This window comes from Cohnella luojiensis (assembly GCF_004564235.1).
Lineage (GTDB): Bacteria > Bacillota > Bacilli > Paenibacillales > Paenibacillaceae > Cohnella > Cohnella luojiensis.
The window spans coordinates 114274-136307 of sequence record NZ_SOMN01000004.1 but is presented as its reverse complement, the minus strand read 5'-3'; the positions used below and the strand labels follow the sequence as shown (position 1 = coordinate 136307).

Genomic DNA, 22034 nt, shown 5'->3' with positions numbered 1-22034 from the left:
CTTACTTAACCCGCCACTTCGCCTCTTTTACGAATCTAAGTGTATAATAGTCAGTTAATCTCAGCGAACAGGATCATTTTCAAATCTAGTTGTAAAACATGCACGTAGTTGAAAACAATTAGCCAAATATCGGAGTTTAGCCGGAAATTAAACAATTTAAAATATTCCTTGACAAGAATATTCCCATTGGCGTATATTCAGGATATGAATTCGACATGGAGCGCTCTTGCCGAGCCGAACCGGTTTCGCATCGTCGAGCTCTTGCGAGATAGCCCCCTTACGGTGGGAGAAATCGCCGATCGACTGGGGCTTGGGCAGCCGCAAGTTTCCAAACATCTCCGCGTTCTCACGGACGCGGGACTCGTCGAGGCGCATCCGATCGCGAATCGGAGGATCTACTCGCTGCGGCCCGAGCCGTTCCAAGAGATGGACGTTTGGTTAAAGTCCTTCAACGGCGTCACGACCGAGAGATTCGACGGTTTAGACTACTATTTACAAGAACTTCAAAAAAAGGAGAGCACGGTCCTTTCGCAACGACAAAATCCCGATTCGAAAATGGAGGAATCAGAAATGGCAAATCAAGCAAGCAACGAAATGGTAACGACGGTAGGGGAACTGGATCTCGTCATGGAAAGAACCTTCGATGCGCCGCAAGAGCTCGTTTTCAAAGTGTTCACGGAGGCCGAGCACGTAGCGCGCTGGTGGGCGCCGTTGCCTTACACGATTCCGGTGTGCAAGATCGATCTTAGGCCGGGCGGAATCTGGCATTATTGCATGCGATCGCTAGAAGGCGAAGTACAATGGGTGAGAAGCGTGTATAGCGAGATCGTGCGCCCGGAGCGGGTTTCCTATTCGAGCCTCTTCTCGGACGAGAATGCGGTTCCGAACGATATGATCCCCGAGCAATTCTGGACGGTGAAGATTTTCGATGTTGATGGGAAGACTCGGTTAGTTAGCCAGATTAAATACGAATCCCCCGAGGCGCTCAAGCTGACTTTGGATATGGGCATGAGAGAAGGCTACGCGGAAGCGCTCAACAATCTGGCCGGCTACTTAAAGGAGCTCCAATAAAAAAGTCATCTCCAAAGACGGCACGAAGATCGCCTATGACGAGCTGGGTAATGGGCCCGCGGTCTCGGGATCAAGATGTTGGCCCTATATCAGCCGCCGTTCATGATCGACGCCAACCTTCCCTTGCCTTCGTAGGACTTCGCGAAGAAGCCGCAACGGTTTGTGGGATGAGGAGGGAAGGAACCTCGCAGTCACCATAAGTCGAAAAAAGACACTAACCGCTTTAGGTTAGTGTCTTTTGTGTCCATTTATTCAATCGTGTCGGAACGGCCCTCCTTCGCTTGAAGCTCTTGCAGATAATCGTCCAGCTGATCGAATCTTTGTTCCCAGATCCGGCGAAAGGACTCCAGCCAGGTATCCAGCTCTTGGAGCGGCTGGGGCCGTAGCATGTAGATCCGCCGGTTAGCGATCGGATGCACCTCGACGAGCCCGGAATCGCTGAGCACGCGGAGATGTTTGGACACTTGCGGCTGATGAAGCCGAAGCCGATCGGCGATCTCTCCTACTGGGCGGGGACCGTCACGCAATAGTTCGACAATGTGTAAGCGATTTGGCTCGGCTAGAGCGCTTAAAGTCATAGTGTTCATGACCTGAATATAATTCATTTTGAATATTCCTGTCAAGGAATATAAAGTGTCAGCCGTCCAATTTGGACTTTTGCTACTCGGCGAACGGGGAAAAGGATAAATAAGCGCGCCGCAAGTGCTTATTTCGTCGTGGATGGCGTGATCCACTTCGGTTCGCCAAAGTCGAAGAGCTCATGCAGATGAAACAGGTTACGATATTAATCCCCGGACGCTATTGTCCGGGGATTGTTATTGCTATTTTCGCCGAGACCTCCACCCGAACACTTTGACGTGAACGAGCAGTTTCGTTCCCCAGTGCGATGCGATGTACAGAATGATCAGCAGCACAATGATAGGACGGAACAGCAGGAAGAGCACGAACCAGGAAAGGAAGAGCTGCCACGGTTTTAACTTGCGAATCAGCTTGATGGGGTACAGGAAAAAACGATAAAAGGCGTAGCTCTTCTGCAGGCTCTCCAAGTACTCCTTGCGAATTTGCTCGTTATCCGGATCAAGACGGATGGCGTTCTTGAGAAACTCCGTTTCTCTTTCGTAGTCGGAGCGTTGTCCCGCCGCCCAGCCTAAGTAAAGAAATACGCGGGACGACTCGTCGCTTAGCCGGAGTGCTTGCCGCTCCAGCGAACGAGAGCCTTCGTCGTTCTTTAATAAAGCTTCAAGGTATGCGGCGAATGCAAGGAATACCGGATTCTCCGGGAGCAAAGCGAGTCCCTGCTCCAGATGCTCCCTAGCTTCCTCAAACTTTCCCTTTTCGCTGCTGAGGTTGGCTTTCAAATAGAAGTACTGAGCCTCGTAAGGATCGACGCGCAGCGCTTCCTCGATCGCTCCAGGCAAGTCTTTTCGGTTCCCGTTGTCATGGTAAGCGAACACCCGGACGAACCAGCCAAGCTTGTTTTCCGGATCAACCTTTAGAGCTTCTTGGCTCCACTTCAGCGCTTCTTCATATTTCTCCATTCGGAGGTAAACCTGCCCAAGCAACGCATATGCATCTGCGTCTTCGGGCGTTTCCGCGATCAACGACTGCGCTTCCTCGAGAGCCTCCCGGTATCGGCTCCACTCCATGAGCTGGTAAACCTTCCGATAAGCCGAACCGATATCGAATGGTACGGTCATGATTTCAATCCGTGAGCTTTAATATAATCAAGGACATGCTGGTAATCCTGGTTCATATCGCTGAAGGTGGCGTAGTTCTTCGCTGTCGCGAACCACTCCAAGGTCGTAGGTTTCCGGCGTTTCAGGGCTTCCTTCAGGTCGTCTTGCCGAATGGGTTGGATGCTTCCGACCTCCATCGTTCTCTCCAAGGCCAACTCGACGGCATCCTTCACCACTTGCTCCAGATCGGCACCCGAGAAATGCTTGGAATCCTTCGCCAGCTTCGCCGTATCCAATTTGTCGAGCGGCTTGCCGGCCAGCTTCAGGTTCAGAATCGTTGACCGTTCCGGTTCTTCCGGAGGCGGGACGAAGAGGAGATGGTCGAAACGACCGGGCCGGCGCAGGGCGGAGTCTAAATACCACGGCGTGTTCGTGGCGCCTATAATAAATACCTGATCATTGAACGTTTGCAGTCCGTCGAGCTCTAGCAGCAGTTGGTTGACTAACATTCGGTCGTGGTGTTGCCGCATTTGGTGCCGGCTTCCCCCTAGCGCGTCCAGCTCGTCGATAAAGATGATGCAGGGCTTGTTCTCCCTCGCCTTCTCGAACAAATCGTGCAAATTATGCTCGCTCTCCCCGACGTACATGGATAGTATGGCCTGAAGTTCGATATGAAGAAAATGGGCATCGATTTCGCCCGCGACCGCCCGCGCCAGAAAGGTCTTCCCGCACCCCGGCGGGCCATATAGGAGTAGGCTGCCACCGGCTTCTTTGCCATAGGCTTTGAATATTTCCGGTTGCTGAAGCGGCAGGATGAAGTTCAGGCGAATCTTCTTCTTAACTTCCTCCAAGCCGCCGACGTCCGCGAATGTTTCCTTCGGTTTTTCCGATTCCACGAGCGTTTTGTCGTTCTTGTCGAAGTGGATAACCTTCAGCTTGCCGCGTCGGCGTTCTTCCAGGTCATTGCGGTCTGACATAGTCTGCCTCTTTTCTTCATTAAACTAGTAGTCTTGCTTACAGAATATCAGAAGAATGATCATTAACAAATCTATGATTTTCCGACAGGCTCTCTTAACTTGTCCCTGAACTGCTTGGGCGAGCAGCCGTTGTATCGGCGGAACATGTCATAGAAGTGGCCGAGGTTGGAGATGCCCACCGACTCGGCCACTTCCGCTATGCTCACATCGTTCGTAAGCAGCTGTTGCTCGGCCTTCTTGATCCGTTTGTAGACGACGAAATCGGTAAAGGACATGCCGACCGCTTTCTTGAACGTCTTGATGAAGTGCGTATAGCTCATGTTGACTATCCCGCAAATGTCCGAGACGGACAGCTTATCGCTCAAGTTATTTTCCACGTAATCGACCGCGGGCTGCAGTCTGCCAATCAGTCGATTATCGTTATAATTGAGTTGCGCTAACTCGTCATGCCTCAGCAGAAGCAGCAGAATGTTCTTGATCTTGGAAGAGACGGCGAGCTCGTACCCGATCTGGGCGTCGTTCATCTCCCGGTAAATATCGCGAATGAGGGTCGCTGTTTGCGCCCGGGCGTCCCTGTTGTCCCTGTAAATATAATTAAGCGAGCTAAGCGGACGGATAACTTCGGAGAAATGCTGCATGTTATTGAGCGTGCTCGGATCCCAATACTTGCGCAAGTCGATCTGGAACACGATGTAGCTGAGGCCGCCATCCTTCGTCTGCATCGTCAAATGCGGCTCTGACGAGCCGAATAGCGCGATATCTCCTTTACGCAGCACAAGCTGCTCCTCTCGGTAGAAAGCCGTAAGCTCTCCCTTAAGAATGAGCAGGAACTCCACTTCTTCATGGTAATGCCAGTCGGAATACTTTTTCTGTCTCCAATCCTGTTCCAATCTTCGGCGAATGTCCTCCGGTACAAGATTTTCGGAATCGATTTGCCAAATCCGCATCGCGAGAAAAGGATTCTGGTAGACGACTTGCTCGTAGCGCATCTCGGGGTACATGGACATGCTCCTTGAGGATCAGTGGCTGCGACAGGATCGCGTAACGATATTTTAACATAGTCGCTTTGTATGATATAGTCGATGACAGAATACCATAAGAATTGAATAGAATAGGCAATCGATTAAAGCGCATTCATCGAATAGAATGAAGTTAGAAATCAACCTTAAGGAGAGTCCACCCATGAGCCAATCAATCAATGTAACGGTTTGGAACGAATTTCGTCATGAGAAAACGAACGAGAAGGTAGCTTCCGTCTATCCGAAAGGTATGCATACGGCAATCGCGGAGGGGCTGGAAATTACGGGAAAAGTTCAAATAGCAACATTGGATGATCCGGAGCATGGCTTGTCCGAAGCGGTTCTCGACGGTACCGACGTTCTCATCTGGTGGGGACATATGGCGCACGGCGAAGTACGGGACGACATCGTGGAGCGGGTACACCAGCGCGTACTGAAAGGCATGGGGCTGATCGTGCTTCACTCCGGTCACTTCTCGAAAATATTCAAGAAGCTTATGGGAACCTCGTGCGATCTGAAGTGGCGCGAAGCGGACGAGAAGGAACGCATCTGGGTCGTGAATCCGGGTCATCCGATCGTCGATGGCATTGGAGAATACATCGAGCTCCCGCAGGAAGAAATGTACGGCGAGCACTTCGATATCCCGGAACCGGACGAGCTGGTCATGGTGAGCTGGTTCGAGGGCGGCGAAGTTTTCCGCAGCGGCTGTTGCTATACTCGCGGCGCGGGCAAGATCTTCTACTTCCGTCCGGGTCACGAGACTTATCCGACTTACTATAACCCGCAAGTACGGAAAGTGATCTCCAACGCGGTGAAGTGGGCAGCTCCGGTGAACCGCGAGTACCCGCGCTACGGAAACGCGAAACCTCTAGAGACGATTAAGGAGAAAAATTAATGACGCTTAAAGTCGGAGTTATCGGAACGGGCGGTATTTTCAAATTCGCCCATTTGCCTGGATGGCTATCGCATAAGGAAGTGGAAGTCGTCGCATTCTGCGACGCTTTCCGCGCTTCCGCGGAAGCGGCGGCGAAGGATTTCCCCGATGCGAAGGTATACGACGATTACCGCGAGCTGATCGCCGATCCTTCGATCGATATCGTCGGCATCAGTACGCCCAATCTCTATCATTCAGAGATTGCCATCGCGGCGCTGCGGCAAGGGAAGCACGTGTTCTGCGAGAAGCCGGACGCGGTCAATCCCGCCGAAGCGCAGAAGATGGCGGACGTCGCGCGCGATTCGGGCAAGCTGCTCATGACGATGCGCAACAACCGCTTCAGCGAAGAAGCGAAGTTCGCGAAACGCATTATCGGGCAAGGTCAGCTGGGCGACCTGTACATGGGACGCTGCGGATGGATACGCCGCCGGGGCATTCCGGGACGCGGCGGTTGGTTTACGACGAAGGAGCTTTCGGGAGGCGGACCGCTGATCGACCTTGGCGTGCACATGATCGACATGGCGATGTGGTTGAGCGGCAATCCGAAGCCGGTCACGGTGTCCGGTTCGACTTACCGTAAGTTCGCGGATCGTCCGGACGTTTCGGGGCAGATTCCCGCCGGGACGTTCGACGTCGAAGACTTGGCGGCGGGCTTTATCCGCTTCGATAACGGCGCTTCGTTGCAGATTGAATTCAGCTGGGCGTCCAACATCGAAGAAGAGAAGAAGTTCCTGGAGTGGAGGGGCACCGAGGGCGGGTTCAGTCTCGTCAACGATAAGCTGCGGATCTTCACGGAGAACGAAGGCGTGCTGATCGATCAGCAGCCTCAATTCCCGGCAGCCGCCATCCCGCAGCACACGGCGAACATTCAACACTTCATCGAGTGCGTGCTTGGACGCGAGACGCCGACGATCACTCCTGACCATGGCGTTGATATGATCAAGATTTTGTCCGCGATCTACGAGTCCGCGGAGCTTGGCCGGGAAATCCGGTTGTCGTGATACAAAGCCCGCCGGAGAACATCCTCGGCGGGTTTTTTGGAAAGATCGGGAGGTTGAAAACTCATCCCGACGGGGCCTCTTTAAATCGATAGAAGAGGCACCCTGGGAGGAAATAGAGCGGCTCAGCCGCTTTAAATCGACGGAAGTGGCACCTTGGGAGGAAATAGAGCGGCTCAGCCGCTTTAAATCGACGAAAGAGGCACCCTGGGAGGAAATAGAGCGGCTCATCCGCTTTAAACCGACGAAAGAGGCACCCTGGGAGGAAATAGAGCGCCACGGACCTTAGTTCCGTTATTTCTCCTAAATGGAGTCTGGTAATGCGATTTAGACCGCTGACAGCGGCTTAGAGCACAGATTGACTCCGTTTTTTCTCATTTAGACCGCTGACAGCGGCTTAGAGCACAGATTGACTCCGTTTTTTCTCATTTAGACCGCTGACAGCGGCTTAGAGCACGGATTGACTCCGTTTTTTCTCATTTAGACCGCTGACAGCGGCTTAGAGCATAGATTGACTCCGATTTCTTTCATTTAGACCGCTGACAGCGGCTTAGAGAACAGGTTGACTCCGTTTTTTCTCATTTTACGATTCTTTCGATTCATTCGACCTGTAAATATCGTTTATTATAGGTAACATAAGCCGATCGGGAAGGGGAATGGAGATGATGAACGGAATGGAATGGGAAAGAGTGCACCACGTCAGTCTGGCGGTCAGGGATTTGGAGCGGGCCAGGGAATTTTATAGCGGAGTGCTGCGGTTAACCGAAATCCAGAGGCCGCCGTTTGGCTCCCGCGGAATATGGTTTCAAGCAGGCGGACAGCAGCTTCACTTGATCGAGCATCCGGGCGGCCAAGCGCTTCGTGAGGGCGGGATCGACACTTCGGACGGCCATTTCGCGGTGTGGGTGAAGAGCTACCGGGAAGCGATCGACTTTCTGGAGCAAGCGGGTATCGCCCATAAAGCAAGTCCGGATAGCATCGCGGGCTTCTCGCAGATTTACATTCAGGATCCGGACGGGAACATTATCGAACTGGATGCGGCTTATGGTTCGTAGAGATGGAGAGCAGGAAGCGGTCGAGGCTTAGAGCCGTTATTCCTTGGCGTGCTTAACGAAACCTCTAGGACTCAATCCGTATGTTTTACGAAACAGGGTGGCGAAATGATTATAGTTATTGAACCCGACATCGAGCGAGGCTTCGGTGGCCGTCCTGCCCATGTGTTCCATGAGCAAGGCTGCTTGCCGGAGCCTCATTCGGTTAAGATGCTCGACTACCGATTCCCCTATCTCTTGTTTGAATAGATGGGAGAATCTCGAAGCGGACAGTCCCGCGTATCTAGCTAGGTCATCGATGCGGATTTCATTCTTCATCGACCGGGTCAGGAACTGAAGGGCATGCTCGATTCTCGAGTCGATTTTCTTCTCCAACCGTTGCGCGATCAGCAGAATGATGTCGCGAAGAGAGTTCTCGCACAATGTATGCCAGAAAGCGGATCTGTCTCGGGAATCATGGAGCAAGTTCTGAAAGTCCCGGTAGACACGCTCACGCATGTGTCCTTCGGGCAGGGCGTGAATCAGCGCTTCTTCGTCGGGTAAATAGTCGGTTTCCGATAGTTTCTGGAAATGCGCCCAGACGAAATTCCAACGTTGTCCCGCCACCGTTCCGTATTCGTGCGGCACTCCCGATTTCAGCAGCCCGATCTGTCCCGTACCGCAACGCTTCTCTCCGGAGGGCGTACGGATGAACCCTTCCCCGCTTAACGTATAGAAGATGAGCCAGTCCTTCATCCCTTTGGGCCGAGGTATCGAGTAGCTTTCATCTTCGTCGTAGTGTCCTCCGAATATTGTGGCTTTTGGTATATCGAGATCATCCCTCGAATAGCTGGACATAGAATAAATAACCTCCGTTCCATATTCGAATAGCAGAATCCCACCACTTTATAGCAGCAATCTTACTTCATCTAACATACGGAAAGGGTTATTCTGATGTCAAGAAGCAGAATACGAGGCATGGGGGAATTAGGATGAGTATTCGACTAAGGACATTGACGGAGGAGCAGCTCGAAAGCTTTAAGACGGATGGTTATTTACACGTCAAAGGATTGTTCTCGGAGGAAGATCTTCGGGCTATCGAAAATACGTTTGAAAAAATAAGTCATACAAGGGTACCCGGCTTCTTCGAGCCTGACCTGAACGGAGAAACGGATGATCCCTTGAAGCGATATCCGCGCGTGATGCATCCGCACCGCTTCAACGAAACGGCAATGAAATACATGCTCCATAAGCCGGTGATGGAGGTTCTTGCGGATTTGTACGGCGAAGAAGCATTGGCCGCCCAGAGCATGTTCTATTACAAACCACCGGGCTCTCGCGGCCAAGCGCTTCATCAAGACAACTTTTACTTGCAGGTGGAGCCGGGCAACTGCATTGCCGCTTGGACTGCGGTCGATGCCGCCAACGAAGAGAACGGAGGCTTGCTCGTCGTTCCGAGGACGGGGGATTACGCGCTCGCGTGTCCCGATTTGGCCGACTCCAACGAATCGTTCACGAACCATTACGTGAAGCCGCCGAAGGATGAGAAAGCGATTCCCGTCATCATGGACAAAGGCGACGTGCTCTTCTTCAACGGCAACCTTATCCACGGCTCTTACAGGAACAAGACGAAGGATCGATTCCGCCGCGCTTTCATCTGCCATTACGCGAATGCCTCGGCTACCCAAATCAACGGCGGATATCGTCCTTTGTATCGGGAGGACGGAACGTCGGTAGACTTGGAAGCTAACCCCAACGGCGGTCCATGCGGAATAGAATTTTCTGGCACGCCATTTTATCACTGACGGATGGGGATACCGGTTTATCTTTTCAAAATGGGACCATCTTTGGGTATAGCGCCTAAGATGGTTCTTCTGACTTCCCTATTGCTAGAATGCTCGGCCAGCAGTATAAATAAAGAAAACATCATAGAGCAGGTGACCGTGTTGGAAGTCATGTTTTGTTCGTCGTGCGGCCAAGAGATGGAAACCAGGGACGTGGATGGCACGTTAAGAAGGGCTTGTACGAAATGCTCATTCGTTCATTGGGGCAATTATAGCATCGGCGTCGGCGCGCTAGTATTGAAGGAAGACAAAGTATTGCTCGTTCGAAGGGCGCAGGAACCCGGCAAAGGGTTCTGGACGAATCCGGGCGGGTATATCGAACAACTGGAGCCGATCGAAGAAACCGTAAGAAGAGAGGTTTTGGAGGAAAGCGGGATCGAGGCTGCGGTCCGGGGCATCGTAGCTTTGCGGGATCAACCGAGAAGCATACATAACCTATACGTCGCGTTTTCCATGGAATATGTGAGCGGAGAACCTACGCCTGACGGCATGGAAGTAGACGCTGCCGGATTTTACAGCTTGCAAGAGATGGAAACGATGAATGTCGCGGCATTTACCCGGTGGCTCGTCGACGTCGCCCTCCGCGGTCGATCCGAGGGACTTTCCGTCGACCGGAATCCCGTCGTTCCGCTAAACGGTTACGGATTATTCAGAGTATAAGGAGACTGATGCCGTTAAGGAAAATAGATTTAGTTCAAAAGGGTTTTCTCTCAATGTCATTACGACGAATTGAGAGAAAACCCTATTTTTTTCGCGTTAAAAATGATATATTCTGTTTTGTATGTTGTGTTTTAGTTAATTGATTAATATTTTTATTAATTCATATGTAAAGGAGTTTTAAAAATGGCACAGTTGATCATTAACGCGGATGTAACGAAAGGCAAAATCGATCGCAATATTTACGGGCATTTCGCCGAGCACCTTGGGCGATGCGTCTACGAGGGAATCTGGGTGGGCGAAGACTCGCCGATTCCGAATATCGAAGGCATGCGAACGGACGTCATCGAAGCCCTTCGCAAGCTGAAAGTTCCGGTATTGCGCTGGCCGGGCGGCTGTTTCGCCGATGCTTATCTGTGGAAGGATGGAATCGGTCCGAAGGAAAGCCGCAAGAGAATGGTGAACATCCACTGGGGCGGTTTGGTTGAGAACAATCATTTCGGCACGCACGAGTTTTTGCGATTCTGCGAATTAATCGGCGCCGAGCCTTATATATCGGGGAATGTGGGTAGCGGTACGGTTCGGGAGATGGCGGAGTGGGTCGAGTATATGACGTTCGACGGGGAATCGCCGATGGCGAATTGGCGCAGGGAGAATGGCAGGGACGAGCCGTGGAAACTCAAATATTTCGGCGTCGGCAACGAAAGCTGGGGCTGCGGCGGCGACATGCGTCCGGAATATTACTCGGACTTGTATCGTCATTATGCCGCATACGTGCGCAATTTCGGCGGGAGCAAGATTTTCAAGATCGCTTGCGGAGCTGGCTCCTATGAATACGGCTGGACGGATACGGTTATGAGCATGGCTGGCAAGTATATGGATGGCTTAAGCTTGCATCACTATACGCTTCCGACTTCCGTATGGGCGGATAAAGGCTCTTCAACGGAATTCGATGAGAGATTATGGTTCAAGACGCTTCAGCAAACGATTGAAATGGACACGATTATCGAGAAGCATTCGACCATCATGTCCAAGTACGATCCCGAGAAACGCGTGGCTCTTATCGTCGATGAGTGGGGCACATGGTACAACGTTGAACCGGGCACCAATCCGGGGTTCCTTTATCAGCAAAATACGCTGCGGGACGCGCTTGTCGCGGGGATCAACCTGAACATTTTCCACAAGCATAACGATCGGGTTAAAATGGCGAATATCGCGCAAATCGTCAACGTGCTGCAGTCGGTCATTCTAACGGAAGGCGGACGTATGTTGCTGACGCCTACTTATCATGTCATGGAGATGTATAACGTTCATCAAGACGCATTGCTTGTGGATAGCACATTGATCTCGCCCGCATACGAATCGGAAGGGGATAAGCTGGACCAGATTAGTGCATCGGTTTCCGTCAACGAGAATAACGTGATGCACATCTCGCTTTGCAACCTGCATCACGCCGACGGCGCGGAAGTTCGCATCGATATCCGCGGACGCCAAGCAGAGAGCGTTCAAGCAACCGCGCTAACTTCGGAAGAAATGAACGCCCACAATACGTTCGATGAGCCTGACGCCGTAGCTCCAAGCGCATTCACCGATTTCCGTCTGGAAAGGAACGAGTTGATCGTTAAGCTGCCGGCAAAATCCGTCGTCGTGCTTGCGGTACGCTAAGGATGGCATCGTTGGCGGAGGAGTCGAAAATGGCCGAATGCAAAGGGTGCACAGAGAGCGTGCATATGACGCCCGAGGAAATCGCGAAAGTATTCGGCGAGACCATTCGGGTGAAGAACGTTAAGCTGGCAACCGAGGCGGAATACGAGCGCAGGATGTCCGAATGCCGGAAGTGCGATGCTTTTCAATTCGGAACGACCTGCCGTTGGTGCGGATGCCTCATGGACATCAAAGCGAAGCTGGAGAAGGCGAATTGCCCATCTCCCGGCGGAAGTCGTTGGTGACCTCATGTTCTTGGCGGTAACGGGCGGGAGTTTGGCCGGTAGCCAGCTTGAACTGTTTGTAAAACCTTTTGAGATCGTAAATTCCGACCTTCGCGGCAATGTCCGCGATAGTAAAGAAGCTTGACGAAGGATCGGCCAGCAGTTGGCAGCTGCGGTCGATCCTTTCCTTGTTCAAGAGGGCGGTGAATGAGAGTCCGGCGTGTTCCGCTAGAATGCGTTGAAGCTGCCTCTCCCCGACGCCGACATGCTGTGCAACGTCGGTTAACGATAGCTTCTCATGCAGATGCTCCCTTACGTAAGGATAAATTCGGTCCATACGTCTTGCCGCGGGATCTCCTTGCGTTTCTATTTCCGGGTTCATAGCTCGTTCCATCCCGATAAGCAATTGCAGGAGAAGACCGCACATCATCGTCTCGTAACCCGTCCGCTTGCTCTCGAATTCCTTAAGCAAAGACTCGAACAAATGCCCGAATTCACCCGATCTCTCGCGCATTTGCAGCCAACGATCCGACTCGGAGCTAATTTCGCGGAAGCGATATAGGCCGTATTCGAGGGGAAGGATCAAGGTTAGGAATCGAAAAATCGTTTCGTCGAAAATACAATTTCCGATGATAAGCGGTTCTTTGGGGTTAGGGGAAGACGGACGGAAAATATGCGAGACGCCGACGGGGAGGAAAAACAAATCTCCCTGCGTGACGCGAATCGTTTGGTCTTCGATGTAATGAAATCCGCTGCCTGCCCATACGTAGCAGATCTCGATGAAGTCATGCGCGTGCTCAGGCAATTCGAAACGCTCGCTGACGCGATTGACGTATAAGGAAAGCCCGTTCGCGAAAAATTGCTCTCCCTTTTCGATCCATAGATTTTGTTTGCGCATGATCTCTTGCCGCCCCTTTCCCGTTGCACGTCTATGGTCATTATATACCTATAAAATGTCGCAATAAACCCATAACGAAATCGCTTTATTTTTTTACAATTAGGGAAACGACATTAAAACCGAGGATGTGTTGATTATGGATTGGAAGGCTGCATGGATATGGGGAGACGGAGAAGCGAGTCCGCGCAATGAATGGAGATGTTTCCGCAGAACCTTCGACGTTCCGCTGACTGGAGCGGAATCGGCATCTTTGAAAATAACGGCCGACTCGCGGTACGTGTTATACGTAAACGGTACTCAGTTAGGCCGGGGACCCGTACGTTCGTGGCCGTTCGAGCAATCCTACGATACTTACGAGGTCGGACATTTGCTCAAGGCCGGCGAGAAAAACACGATAGCGGCGCTGGTTATGCATTTCGGCGTTTCGACCTTCTACTATATCCGGGGACGCGGCGGCTTGTTGGCCCAACTGGAATACGGCGAGGGTACCGTTGCCGTGAAGACGGACTCTGCTTGGATCACATCCAAGCACTTGGGACAGCACCCGAGATCGCCTCGCATGTCCTGCCAGCACGCTTTTGCGGAGTATGTGGATGCTTCGGCATGGGACTCCGCATGGATCGATTCGGAGTACGATGACTCGGAATGGACGAATGCCGTCGTGCTTGGCCCGGCAGGCATGGAGCCGTGGACAACATTGAAGCCTCGCGATATTCCGATGCTGACGGAAGAAACCGTCTACCCTGTTCGCGTGGAATCTTTAACGAAATTCAAGTCGTTCCGGCTATCTACCGCCATCGACGTTCGGTCCGTAATGGTGGAAGGGAGCGAGGATCATTCTAACGTGGTCGAGTTCAACGGATTTATTGCGACGACGATAAGAGCGAGTCGGTCCGCTCAGGCTACGCTAGGCTTTCTGGCCAGCGGGGAATGCTTGAAGGCATTCTCGGTGAACGGGGAAATCATCGAGATGGATCGTCTTTACGGAAGCCTGCCGGAGCGGTACCTAGACGTCGAGCTTAAGGCGGGAGACAATTTACTGCTTATCGACGCATCCGGCGGTATGCATACGGGCAAGCTGCAAATCGGCGTATACGCGGAAAGCCCGACAGAGCTCGCGTTCGTCTCTCCGCTGCCTCGGTTCGGGGAACAGTCCGCGTTCTGTTCGGTAGGACCATTCGATGCCGTCGTCCATCTGGATCATCAAGCGAATCGGAAGTTGGATTGGAATCACGAGTTTTATACGGAATTGCTTGGATCGGTCAAACAAGCCGGGGACTTGGAGACTTACGGGGAGTGGCTGCGCCCGATAGCGCTCAAATACGTGTCGGAAGCGGATGTCTTCAGTCTAAGCGTTTGGAAGAAAGACAGCGTTAATCTCGCGGTTCCCGCGCAGCTTCAGAATGCGGTCATTCCGAATGCAGAAGCTGGAGTCGTTCCCGTGTACGAAGGATTCGATTCGGAGGTTTTGCTTGATTTCGGCAAAGAGTATTCGGGATATTTGACGTTCGAGATTGAAGCGGCCGAAGGAACCATCCTCGACTGGTACGGATTCGAGTATATGTCGGGCCGGTACCGTCAGGATACGTTCGGCCTCGACCATACGCTCAGGTATGTAAGTCGTTCCGGCCGACAATCCTATGTGACCCCGATCCGCCGGGGATTCCGATATCTGGCGTTAACGGTACGTAACGCTTCGGCTCCCTTGCGAATATACGGCGTGTCCTTCTCCCAGAGCAACTACCCGGTTGCCGAAGTCGGGAGATTCGAATGCTCGGACCCTCTGCTTAACGATATATGGGAAATCAGCAAGCATACGACGAAGCTCTGCATGGAGGACACTTTCGTCGATTGTCCTGCTTACGAGCAGACGTTCTGGGTAGGAGATAGCCGCAACGAAGCGTTGGTGAGCAACTACTTGTACGGCGTTCAGGACATTCTGAAACGTTGCCTAAGGCTGGTTCCGGGATCTAAGCATCAAACGCCGCTGTATGCGGACCAAGTGCCGAGCGGTTGGAGCAGCGTCATTCCCAATTGGACCTTCTTCTGGGCAATCGCCTGCTCCGAATATTACGAGCAAACGGCGGATGAGGCATTCGCGACGGAGATGTACGAACACATCCGGTTCACCATGGACCACTATTTGCTGAAAATCGACGACAGCGGTCTGTTTAACGTAAAAGGTTGGAACCTGCTCGATTGGTCGCCGATCGATCAGCCGAATGAAGGAATCGTAACGCATCAGAACGTCTTTCTCGCGCAAACGCTTCGCGTCGCGGCGCGGATGGGCGAGCTTGCAGGAGATGCGGAAGGCGCTGCAAAATTCGATGCGGCATCGAGTCGGCTAACCTCCGCGATTAACGAGCACCTTTGGGACGAAGAGAAGCAGGTGTACATCGATTGCATTCATGCGGATGGCCGCCGTTCAACGGTGATCAGCATGCAGACTCAGGTCGTAGCCTCTCTAACAGGGGTGGCGCAAGGAGATCGGAAAACGGTGATCGACGGGTACCTGTTTAATCCGCCGGAGCATTTCGTCCAGATCGGCAGTCCGTTTATGTCGTTCTTCTATTACGAGGCGTTGGCGAAAGTCGGCGGCGTAGGATTGATCCTGGACGATATACGAAAGAACTACGGCAACATGATCGTCCACGGGGCCACGACTTGCTGGGAGCAGTACCCGAATTTCCGCGAAAATCGCGCCAATCCGGATATGCTTACGCGCAGCCATTGCCATGCCTGGTCGTCCGCTCCCGCTTATTTCCTCGGACGGGAAGCGCTCGGCGTGCGCAGCCTTGTGCCGGGCTGGAGCCATATTGAGATCGCGCCTGTTCCGTGCGGACTCGAGTGGGCGCGCGGAAGCGTGCCGCATCCGTCCGGCGGGCGGATCGACGTGTCCTGGACGGCGGATGAGAGCCGCCGGACGATGACCATCAGCGTGTCGTATCCATCGGACGTGGCGGTGAGCATTAAGCTTCCGGAAGGTTATTCAGGGTATATTAAGGAAACGAAGCTGGAGCGGGTTTAGTTTAATGGTGTAGGTAGCGGTGGTACAGGGACATCCTGTACCACCGCAATGGTCATGGAATCTTCTTCCTCTTCCTCGCACGTTACCTGTTTGACTCTTTCCGCATCAAGGCCAAAAAAGTGCCTTCATCGCACGTTGCTCCTCAGTTCACCCTCAACCAAGGACAATAAAGTGCCTTCATTGCACGCTGCTATGTAGCCCACCCTCAACCAAGGCCAAAAAAGTGCCTTCATTGCACGCTGCCCTTGGCGCCTGAAGCCAAATGGATCGTGGTTCGCATCGGCGACCAGCTGCCATGGTTCCTGGCTTCGATCGTTTCGTTCGCCATCGGCTATGGATCGCTATGGATCAAGCGCAAACAGGACGCACCGGGAATACCGCGATTGGCGGTCACGTTCGTCATCGGACAATATTTCCTGGGGAGCATCGGTTACGGGATGGCGCATTTGCCCTATATCCTGTTTCCTCATCTGACTATCGGGCAGGCGGTCACCAACGACGCTGTTTTCCGATCGCTGCTCGTGTCGTATTCGATTGGGATCGCCGTCCTAGCCCCCGGCTTCTATCTCTTGGCGCCTGTTTCTTAAAGATAAGAAGTATATCTCCCAGGGGGAGTAGGGGATTCTATTTTTAGCGTATAGGAACACGAAGAACGATTTGACAAAAAAAGCCGATTATTGCATACTATTAAAGTTACTAACTAATTGTGAGTAACATTGGAAATTTCAACAACCGGAGGGAATAACTTGAGCAAAGAATTTTTGAATGCAGTGAAAAAAAGACGTACTTATTACGGTTTGAGCAAGGAAACCGTTATTTCGAAAGATCGGATTCAAGAGATCGTAAACGAAGCAGTTAAATATACTCCGTCTGCTTTTAATTCGCAAAGCGCACGAGTCGTTGTATTGTTCGGAGACCAATCCGACAAATTGTGGAATATCACGAAAGAAACATTGAGAAAGATCGTTCCTGCAGATAGCTTTGCCTCAACGGAAGAAAGAATCAATAGTTTCGGCAGCGGTTCGGGTACAGTACTGTTCTTCGAAGACCAAACGGTTGTAAAAAGCCTTCAAGAACAATATTCTGCGTATGCCGACAATTTCCCGCTTTGGTCCGGCCATTCTTCAGGCATGTTGCAATTCGTCGTATGGACTGCATTAGAGCTTGAAGGTTTGGGTGCATCGTTGCAGCATTATAACCCATTGATCGACGAAGAAGTCGCAACAACTTGGAATCTTCCGAAAGAATGGAAAATGATCGCGCAAATGCCATTCGGCAAACCGACGTTCCAACCGGGAGAAAAAGAATTCAGCCCGCTTGAAACCCGCGTTAAATTTTTCTAAGTTAATGAATCAAAAAAACCATAAGGCGACGAGAATCGTCAACTTATGGTTTTTTTTCATTATACCAGCGATAATATTTCGTCCTTAAATTGTCGAATGGCCATATCTGTATCGATCGTATAGCCGCATTCCAGACCGATAAATCCGTCAAAGCCAGTCCCCTTAATCGCGCGTAAAATGTTGACGTAATTTAATTCGCCCGTTCCCGGTTGCTTGCGGCCTGGGTTGTCCGCGATATGATAATGGTTGATCCGGTCTATGTAACCGGTCGCGTTGCGGATGACGTTGCCTTCCGTGATTTGCTGATGGTAGACGTCGAAGACAAGTTTGACGTTCGGGCTTCCGACCTGGTCGATGACGTCCACAGATTCATCCGAACGCTGAAGGAAATGCCCCTTGTGGTCGACGAGTCCGTTCAGCGGCTCGACTTCAAGCACGATGCCAGCTTCCTCGAATAGAGGAGCGCAGCGCTTAAGCGTCTCTACCATCGTCTGTCTTTGCGTATCGCGAGGCACTCCATCCATGACGTTGCCAGTCTGCGAGATGACGGAGCGGACGTTCAGAATTTTACACGCTTCGATCGTTTGGCGAATGCCCTCCAGGTAAGCTTCTCGATAGGACTCGTCGACCAAGCTGATGAATTTGGTACAAGTCGCGCTGATGCCGACGCCGATGCGTTCTTGTTCCTTAGCTACCCTGTTCAGATCGTTCAAATCCCACCAAGCGTAGTATTCCAACCCGTGAAAGCCGTGCTCTTTGATTTTCTCCAGGTGATAGATTTCATCTTTGCCCTGATAGGCTCCGATACATAAAGAATAGTTCATAATCGCAAGAACCTCCTTCTGTTAATTGGATAAAATGATAGGTTTGCCCGATACGGCGGATTCGTTGGCGGCGATGGTGATATCGTGCGTGCGAAGAGAATCTTCGTAATCGGACAGAATGCGGGACGTGTCTCCCGTGCGTAAGGCGTGAATGAATGCTTCGTCCTCCACGAAATAGGGATTGGCGACATTCGGATGCTTGCGAGCGCCATCCGTAGTGATTTCGTTAAGCGAATCGCCCCTAAGCTCGAGTACCCCTTTGTTCGTATAAATATCAAGCCCCACATGGTGTCCGACGGGCAAAAGGCAGGTGTTGGAGATGGTGGCAACCATTCCGTTCGCCAGTTTCATCGTAACCGAGCCGACATCCGGCACGTCGGTGCCTTCCACTTGCTGGCCCATAACCTGAAGGGCATAAGCGGCATACACCTCGCGTACTTCTCCGCACAGATAACGAAGCAAATCGACGATATGCGTCGTCTGCTCGACGAACTGGCCGCCGGAGCCGGATTGCACTCTCCACCATGGAACCATCGGCATGCCGCCCATCCAGTAACCTAGCGCCATACCCGCCTTGCTATTTTCCAGAAGCTGCTTGGCCAAGCCCGCAGATTCATTATACCTCCAATGATAGCCGACGGAAGTGATCAGTTTTTTCGCTTTAACCGATTCGCCGATCTTCCGAGGGATTTCCAGGTCTATTCCTAGCGGCTTCTCGACCAAGAATGGAATTCCTCGTTCGACGAGCTTAGCTTCCGCGTTTCCGTGAGCCATAGGAGGAACGCAAATATATACGCCATCCAGCTTCGTGCCGTCAAGCATTTCGTCCAGGTTAGAGAACGCTTTCGCTCCATCGTGTTCGGATGCGGTTTTCCGCGCGCGTTCCATGTTTACGTCATAAAACGCCGATAACGCGACGTCTTTCATTTGCACCAAGTTCTTCAGATGATGATTGGCGATTCCTCCGGATCCGATAAAACCAAGCTTAATCGTCATAGCCTTTTCCACTCCCGATCGTTAGAGTATAATATAATTCAACTTCGACCCTATTTTAGATCAATAGATTGGGGAATGAAATATAATATAATTCGCATTCGGTATAGGAAAATGAAACTGGAGGGATATCGTGAATACGTCCTATAGCAGGCACTTCGTAACAACCGAATGGGATCGAGGATTGCCTCTGCATCTCACTAGCGTCGGCTACTCCGAGCATCAAGCGGCGATCAACAGAGAAAACGGCTTTCATAGTTTTCATTGGCTGCACACGGTCGAGGGCTGCGGCGAGTTTACGGTGAACGGCGCTGCGATGAAGCTGAATCCTAACCAGGGCATCCTTCTGAAGCCGAACGTTCCTCACAGCTATTTTCCGGAAACGGCGATTTGGTCCACCTGGTATATGACTTTCGACGGTGCCTTGGCGAATCCGATCACCGCATCCCTCGACATTCCCCAGATGACTCCGCTCGGATGGGACACCGATTGTCCTCTAGCGAACATTCATGAGCAATATAGCGAGAAGTGCGGGTATAGTTTTGATTTTGCAGGTATAAACGGATCTCTCGAGGTGTATGCTTTTTTGTCCCAGATCAAGCAATACGGCCGATCCAGCGGGCAGACTTCCTTGTCCAAGGGGCATGAGAGGCTTACCCCGATTTACTTGCTCATCGAGGAGGAATTCGGCGACCCGAATCTGGGACTCGGCCAATTGGCGGACAGGCTTCAAGTCAGCTCCCAGTACCTCAACACGCTCTTTCGCAAAAGCTGGGGCATCAGCCCCTATCAATATTTGGTGCAATTTCGGATTCAGAAGTCGAAGGAGTTATTGTTGGCGAACCGCGGCCGAACGGTCAAGGAAATCGCGACGGCGGTGGGCTTCCAGGACGATAGTCACTTCGTGCATACGTTCCGCAAGCTGGCGGGCATGACGCCGGTTCAGTTCCGGCTGCAGTATGGGGAGTAGGGAGGGAGCGGGAGGCCTTTGCTGACCGCGCCTCATCCAACACACTCACCAAGGCACAAAAAGTGCCTTCGCTGACCCCGCGCCTCACCCAACACACTCGTCACGGCACAAAAAGTGCTTTCGTTGACCCCGCGCCTCATCCAACACATTCACCAAGGCTAATAAACTGCCTTCACCCCACGAAGCTCTCTCCCCTAACTCCCATCAAGGCTAAAAAACTACCCCCACCGCAAGCGGCTCTCTCCCTAACCCCCACCATCCTGTTTTTTTCCTTTTCTTAGGAACTAAGTGCCCTCAAGAAGCGTTTAATCCTATATGCTTAAGAAGGAACGACACGATTGGCTTTGCTGAGAAGGAGATGGAAGATGAAAGCGAAAGTCGTCTATTTGGTCGTGTTCGCGCTCGTATTGGTTAGTTGGGCGGGGAATTATGCGTATCACAGAGCTTCCCAGTTGCCGGAGGCGGGCTTCCTGCGACACAACATTGAAACCAGCTACATCCCTAGCGTAGCTTTCGATCTATTGTACATTGCTAATAAAAACGACAAGCGGAAGCTCGTAAGCGCACGAGTGGACGAACTGCCGGCGCTCCGATTTTTTCTGATTCAAACTCATCAGGAAATGCGGCATCAAACCCTTTACTTGTTGAGAGGTCATTACGAAGAAAGCCTGATCGAGTCTAGAGAGGCATTGGCTCCTATCACGATTCATAAGATAATGGCCCAATTCAGCGATGGCACCGAGAGTGAGGAAGACATCGGCGAAATTATCGTGTATCGTGACGACGCTTGGCCAATTCACGCTGAAAAATCTCCGATCCAGATGAGTTCGACGAGCGGAAGCTCGGATCACAAAGGCTCGGTTACGGTTCGCATAACGAGGCCTTTGACGCTGACAGGCGTTTCGTCCCGATGGTTGGAAAAGCTGGGTGACTCTTTTCATTACGAGACGGTACCGAAATCCAATAGAGGGTTGCCCTCGGAGGGAACCGAGGCACCTCCGGTGACAGTTAAACGCGGCCAATCCCTGACATTAAACTACCAATTCCGAATCCCGAGAGAGAGTAAACAAGCGATGGAAGTCTATAACCTGCTGCTTCGCGAGAACTTTAAGGAACCGGACGGGCAAGACGTTTCCTACACGGTTTTCGCGCATTACTTGCCTTATCCGACCGAATCCCAGATGAGAGCGTATGTACGGGAGAAGAGGAGGCAGGCAAAATGAGAATGAACTATTCACGAATCGCTTGGGGACTAGGGCTTGAATTAATCGATTTTCGCATCGGGGGATTTGATCTTTTACCGGATGTTCTTGGTTATTTTCTAATCATGCTAGGCCTTTCCCGAATGACCCCAGGTCATCGTTGCTTCCAATTGGCTCGGGGAGCAGCCGGTGTTCTGCTAGTCGGTTCAGTATTGCAATTGCTAGGCATACAGGCAGGATTCTCGCTGACGAGCAATGAAACTCCGAACATTGACGTTTTGGCGTTAACCGGAATCATAATAGCAGCCGAACTTGTCATGGTATTCGGGATCTGCGGAGGTATCCGGGCGAGTGCGCTGGGTAAAGGAAAGTGGGCGCTCGCAAAATCCGCTAGAGACGGGTGGTACATTATTTTCGTATTAGGTACGGTGATCTCGTTACTATTGCCGTTTCAGCTTAACCGCACGACGAGTGAAGGGATAGGCGTCGCTTTCATTTTAACCGCTGTTTTTTTCATCGCGAATCTGTGGGTCATCTTTCTCGTTCGTCGCGCCGGGCGTGAGCTGCCAGGAAGAAGAAGCGGTGGCGGTCCGGACGGAAACTTGGGCGGAACAATCGATATTACCGGATGATCAACCAGA

General features: G+C 51.9%; 22 protein-coding genes and 1 pseudogene. 15 read left to right on the top strand and 8 right to left on the bottom strand.

Features of this window, described 5'->3' with window-relative positions:
- Positions 1-204 precede the first annotated feature (204 nt).
- Positions 205-522, top strand: a pseudogene (locus E2980_RS05630) (ArsR/SmtB family transcription factor); the annotation flags it as partial.
- A 33-nt stretch (positions 523-555) separates the two neighbouring features.
- Positions 556-1071 (top strand): SRPBCC family protein, encoded by a 516-nt coding sequence (locus E2980_RS05625; protein WP_338080628.1) that lies wholly within the window; start codon positions 556-558, stop codon positions 1069-1071.
- Between the two features lie 248 nt (positions 1072-1319).
- On the opposite strand, the gene E2980_RS05620 is transcribed toward E2980_RS05625, so the two are convergent.
- The 4 genes from E2980_RS05620 to E2980_RS05605 form a co-directional block, all read right to left on the bottom strand.
- Positions 1320-1676 carry an ArsR/SmtB family transcription factor gene (locus tag E2980_RS05620; protein ID WP_135151162.1) on the bottom strand — a complete coding sequence of 119 codons (357 nt, stop codon included), beginning with the start codon at positions 1674-1676 and terminating at the stop codon, positions 1320-1322.
- A gap of 216 nt (positions 1677-1892) precedes the next feature.
- The gene (locus E2980_RS05615; RefSeq protein ID WP_135151161.1) at positions 1893-2768 is read right to left on the bottom strand and encodes a tetratricopeptide repeat protein; all 876 of its coding nucleotides are present in this window, start codon (positions 2766-2768) and stop codon (positions 1893-1895) included.
- Positions 2765-3724 (bottom strand): ATP-binding protein, encoded by a 960-nt coding sequence (locus tag E2980_RS05610; RefSeq protein WP_135151160.1) that lies wholly within the window; start codon positions 3722-3724, stop codon positions 2765-2767. The genes E2980_RS05615 and E2980_RS05610 overlap by 4 nt, the downstream gene beginning before the upstream one ends.
- A gap of 71 nt (positions 3725-3795) precedes the next feature.
- Positions 3796-4725, bottom strand: a complete 930-nt coding sequence (locus tag E2980_RS05605; RefSeq protein WP_167746992.1) for an AraC family transcriptional regulator — start codon at positions 4723-4725, stop codon at positions 3796-3798.
- Positions 4726-4906: 181 nt separating this feature from the next.
- On the opposite strand from E2980_RS05605, the gene E2980_RS05600 reads away from it, so the two are divergent.
- The 3 genes from E2980_RS05600 to E2980_RS05590 all read left to right on the top strand — a co-directional run bounded on the left by E2980_RS05600 (position 4907) and on the right by E2980_RS05590 (position 7730).
- Complete coding sequence (locus E2980_RS05600; protein ID WP_135151158.1) at positions 4907-5638, top strand: ThuA domain-containing protein; 732 nt, start codon at positions 4907-4909, stop codon at positions 5636-5638.
- Entirely contained in the window at positions 5638-6678 is a 1041-nt protein-coding gene (locus E2980_RS05595; protein ID WP_135151157.1) for a Gfo/Idh/MocA family protein, read from the top strand. Before E2980_RS05600 ends, E2980_RS05595 begins: the two co-directional genes overlap by 1 nt.
- Before the next feature lie 659 nt (positions 6679-7337).
- A complete protein-coding gene (locus tag E2980_RS05590; protein WP_420808610.1) occupies positions 7338-7730 on the top strand; it encodes a VOC family protein in 393 nt (130 codons plus the stop codon).
- A 36-nt stretch (positions 7731-7766) separates the two neighbouring features.
- Here E2980_RS05590 and E2980_RS05585 read toward each other — a convergent pair whose 3' ends face one another.
- Positions 7767-8564 carry a helix-turn-helix domain-containing protein gene (locus tag E2980_RS05585; protein WP_135151155.1) on the bottom strand — a complete coding sequence of 266 codons (798 nt, stop codon included), beginning with the start codon at positions 8562-8564 and terminating at the stop codon, positions 7767-7769.
- A gap of 134 nt (positions 8565-8698) precedes the next feature.
- Here E2980_RS05585 and E2980_RS05580 point away from each other — a divergent pair, with 134 nt between their 5' ends.
- The 4 genes from E2980_RS05580 to E2980_RS05565 all read left to right on the top strand — a co-directional run bounded on the left by E2980_RS05580 (position 8699) and on the right by E2980_RS05565 (position 12156).
- Complete coding sequence (locus E2980_RS05580; RefSeq protein WP_135151154.1) at positions 8699-9511, top strand: phytanoyl-CoA dioxygenase family protein; 813 nt, start codon at positions 8699-8701, stop codon at positions 9509-9511.
- A 177-nt stretch (positions 9512-9688) separates the two neighbouring features.
- Positions 9689-10210: an NUDIX domain-containing protein gene (locus E2980_RS05575; protein WP_420808609.1), complete on the top strand. Its 522-nt coding sequence runs from the start codon at positions 9689-9691 to the stop codon at positions 10208-10210.
- Between the two features lie 183 nt (positions 10211-10393).
- The gene (locus E2980_RS05570) at positions 10394-11872 is read left to right on the top strand and encodes an alpha-N-arabinofuranosidase (RefSeq protein WP_135151153.1); all 1479 of its coding nucleotides are present in this window, start codon (positions 10394-10396) and stop codon (positions 11870-11872) included.
- Between the two features lie 29 nt (positions 11873-11901).
- Positions 11902-12156: a DUF6171 family protein gene (locus E2980_RS05565; RefSeq protein WP_135151152.1), complete on the top strand. Its 255-nt coding sequence runs from the start codon at positions 11902-11904 to the stop codon at positions 12154-12156.
- Here E2980_RS05565 and E2980_RS05560 read toward each other — a convergent pair.
- Positions 12101-13033 (bottom strand): helix-turn-helix transcriptional regulator, encoded by a 933-nt coding sequence (locus tag E2980_RS05560; RefSeq protein WP_135151151.1) that lies wholly within the window; start codon positions 13031-13033, stop codon positions 12101-12103. The two genes, E2980_RS05565 and E2980_RS05560, sit on opposite strands and share 56 nt — an antisense overlap.
- Before the next feature lie 136 nt (positions 13034-13169).
- Here E2980_RS05560 and E2980_RS05555 point away from each other — a divergent pair, with 136 nt between their 5' ends.
- The 3 genes from E2980_RS05555 (at position 13170) to E2980_RS05545 (ending at position 17404) form a co-directional block, all read left to right on the top strand.
- Entirely contained in the window at positions 13170-16061 is a 2892-nt protein-coding gene (locus tag E2980_RS05555; RefSeq protein WP_135151150.1) for a family 78 glycoside hydrolase catalytic domain, read from the top strand.
- Positions 16062-16330: 269 nt separating this feature from the next.
- Entirely contained in the window at positions 16331-16648 is a 318-nt protein-coding gene (locus E2980_RS05550) for a hypothetical protein (RefSeq protein WP_167746991.1), read from the top strand.
- A gap of 159 nt (positions 16649-16807) precedes the next feature.
- Positions 16808-17404, top strand: a complete 597-nt coding sequence (locus tag E2980_RS05545) for a nitroreductase family protein (protein ID WP_135151148.1) — start codon at positions 16808-16810, stop codon at positions 17402-17404.
- 59 nt (positions 17405-17463) lie between these two features.
- Here E2980_RS05545 and E2980_RS05540 read toward each other — a convergent pair whose 3' ends face one another.
- Positions 17464-18228 carry a TIM barrel protein gene (locus E2980_RS05540; protein ID WP_135151147.1) on the bottom strand — a complete coding sequence of 255 codons (765 nt, stop codon included), beginning with the start codon at positions 18226-18228 and terminating at the stop codon, positions 17464-17466.
- Positions 18229-18249: 21 nt separating this feature from the next.
- Complete coding sequence (locus E2980_RS05535; RefSeq protein WP_135151146.1) at positions 18250-19224, bottom strand: Gfo/Idh/MocA family protein; 975 nt, start codon at positions 19222-19224, stop codon at positions 18250-18252.
- 130 nt (positions 19225-19354) lie between these two features.
- Between E2980_RS05535 and E2980_RS05530 the strand changes: the two genes are divergently transcribed.
- From E2980_RS05530 to E2980_RS05520, 3 genes are all read left to right on the top strand, one after another.
- Positions 19355-20191 (top strand): AraC family transcriptional regulator, encoded by an 837-nt coding sequence (locus tag E2980_RS05530; RefSeq protein WP_135151145.1) that lies wholly within the window; start codon positions 19355-19357, stop codon positions 20189-20191.
- Between the two features lie 365 nt (positions 20192-20556).
- Positions 20557-21414 (top strand): hypothetical protein, encoded by an 858-nt coding sequence (locus tag E2980_RS05525; protein ID WP_135151144.1) that lies wholly within the window; start codon positions 20557-20559, stop codon positions 21412-21414.
- Positions 21411-22025 carry a hypothetical protein gene (locus E2980_RS05520; protein WP_135151143.1) on the top strand — a complete coding sequence of 205 codons (615 nt, stop codon included), beginning with the start codon at positions 21411-21413 and terminating at the stop codon, positions 22023-22025. Before E2980_RS05525 ends, E2980_RS05520 begins: the two co-directional genes overlap by 4 nt.
- Positions 22026-22034 lie beyond the last annotated feature (9 nt).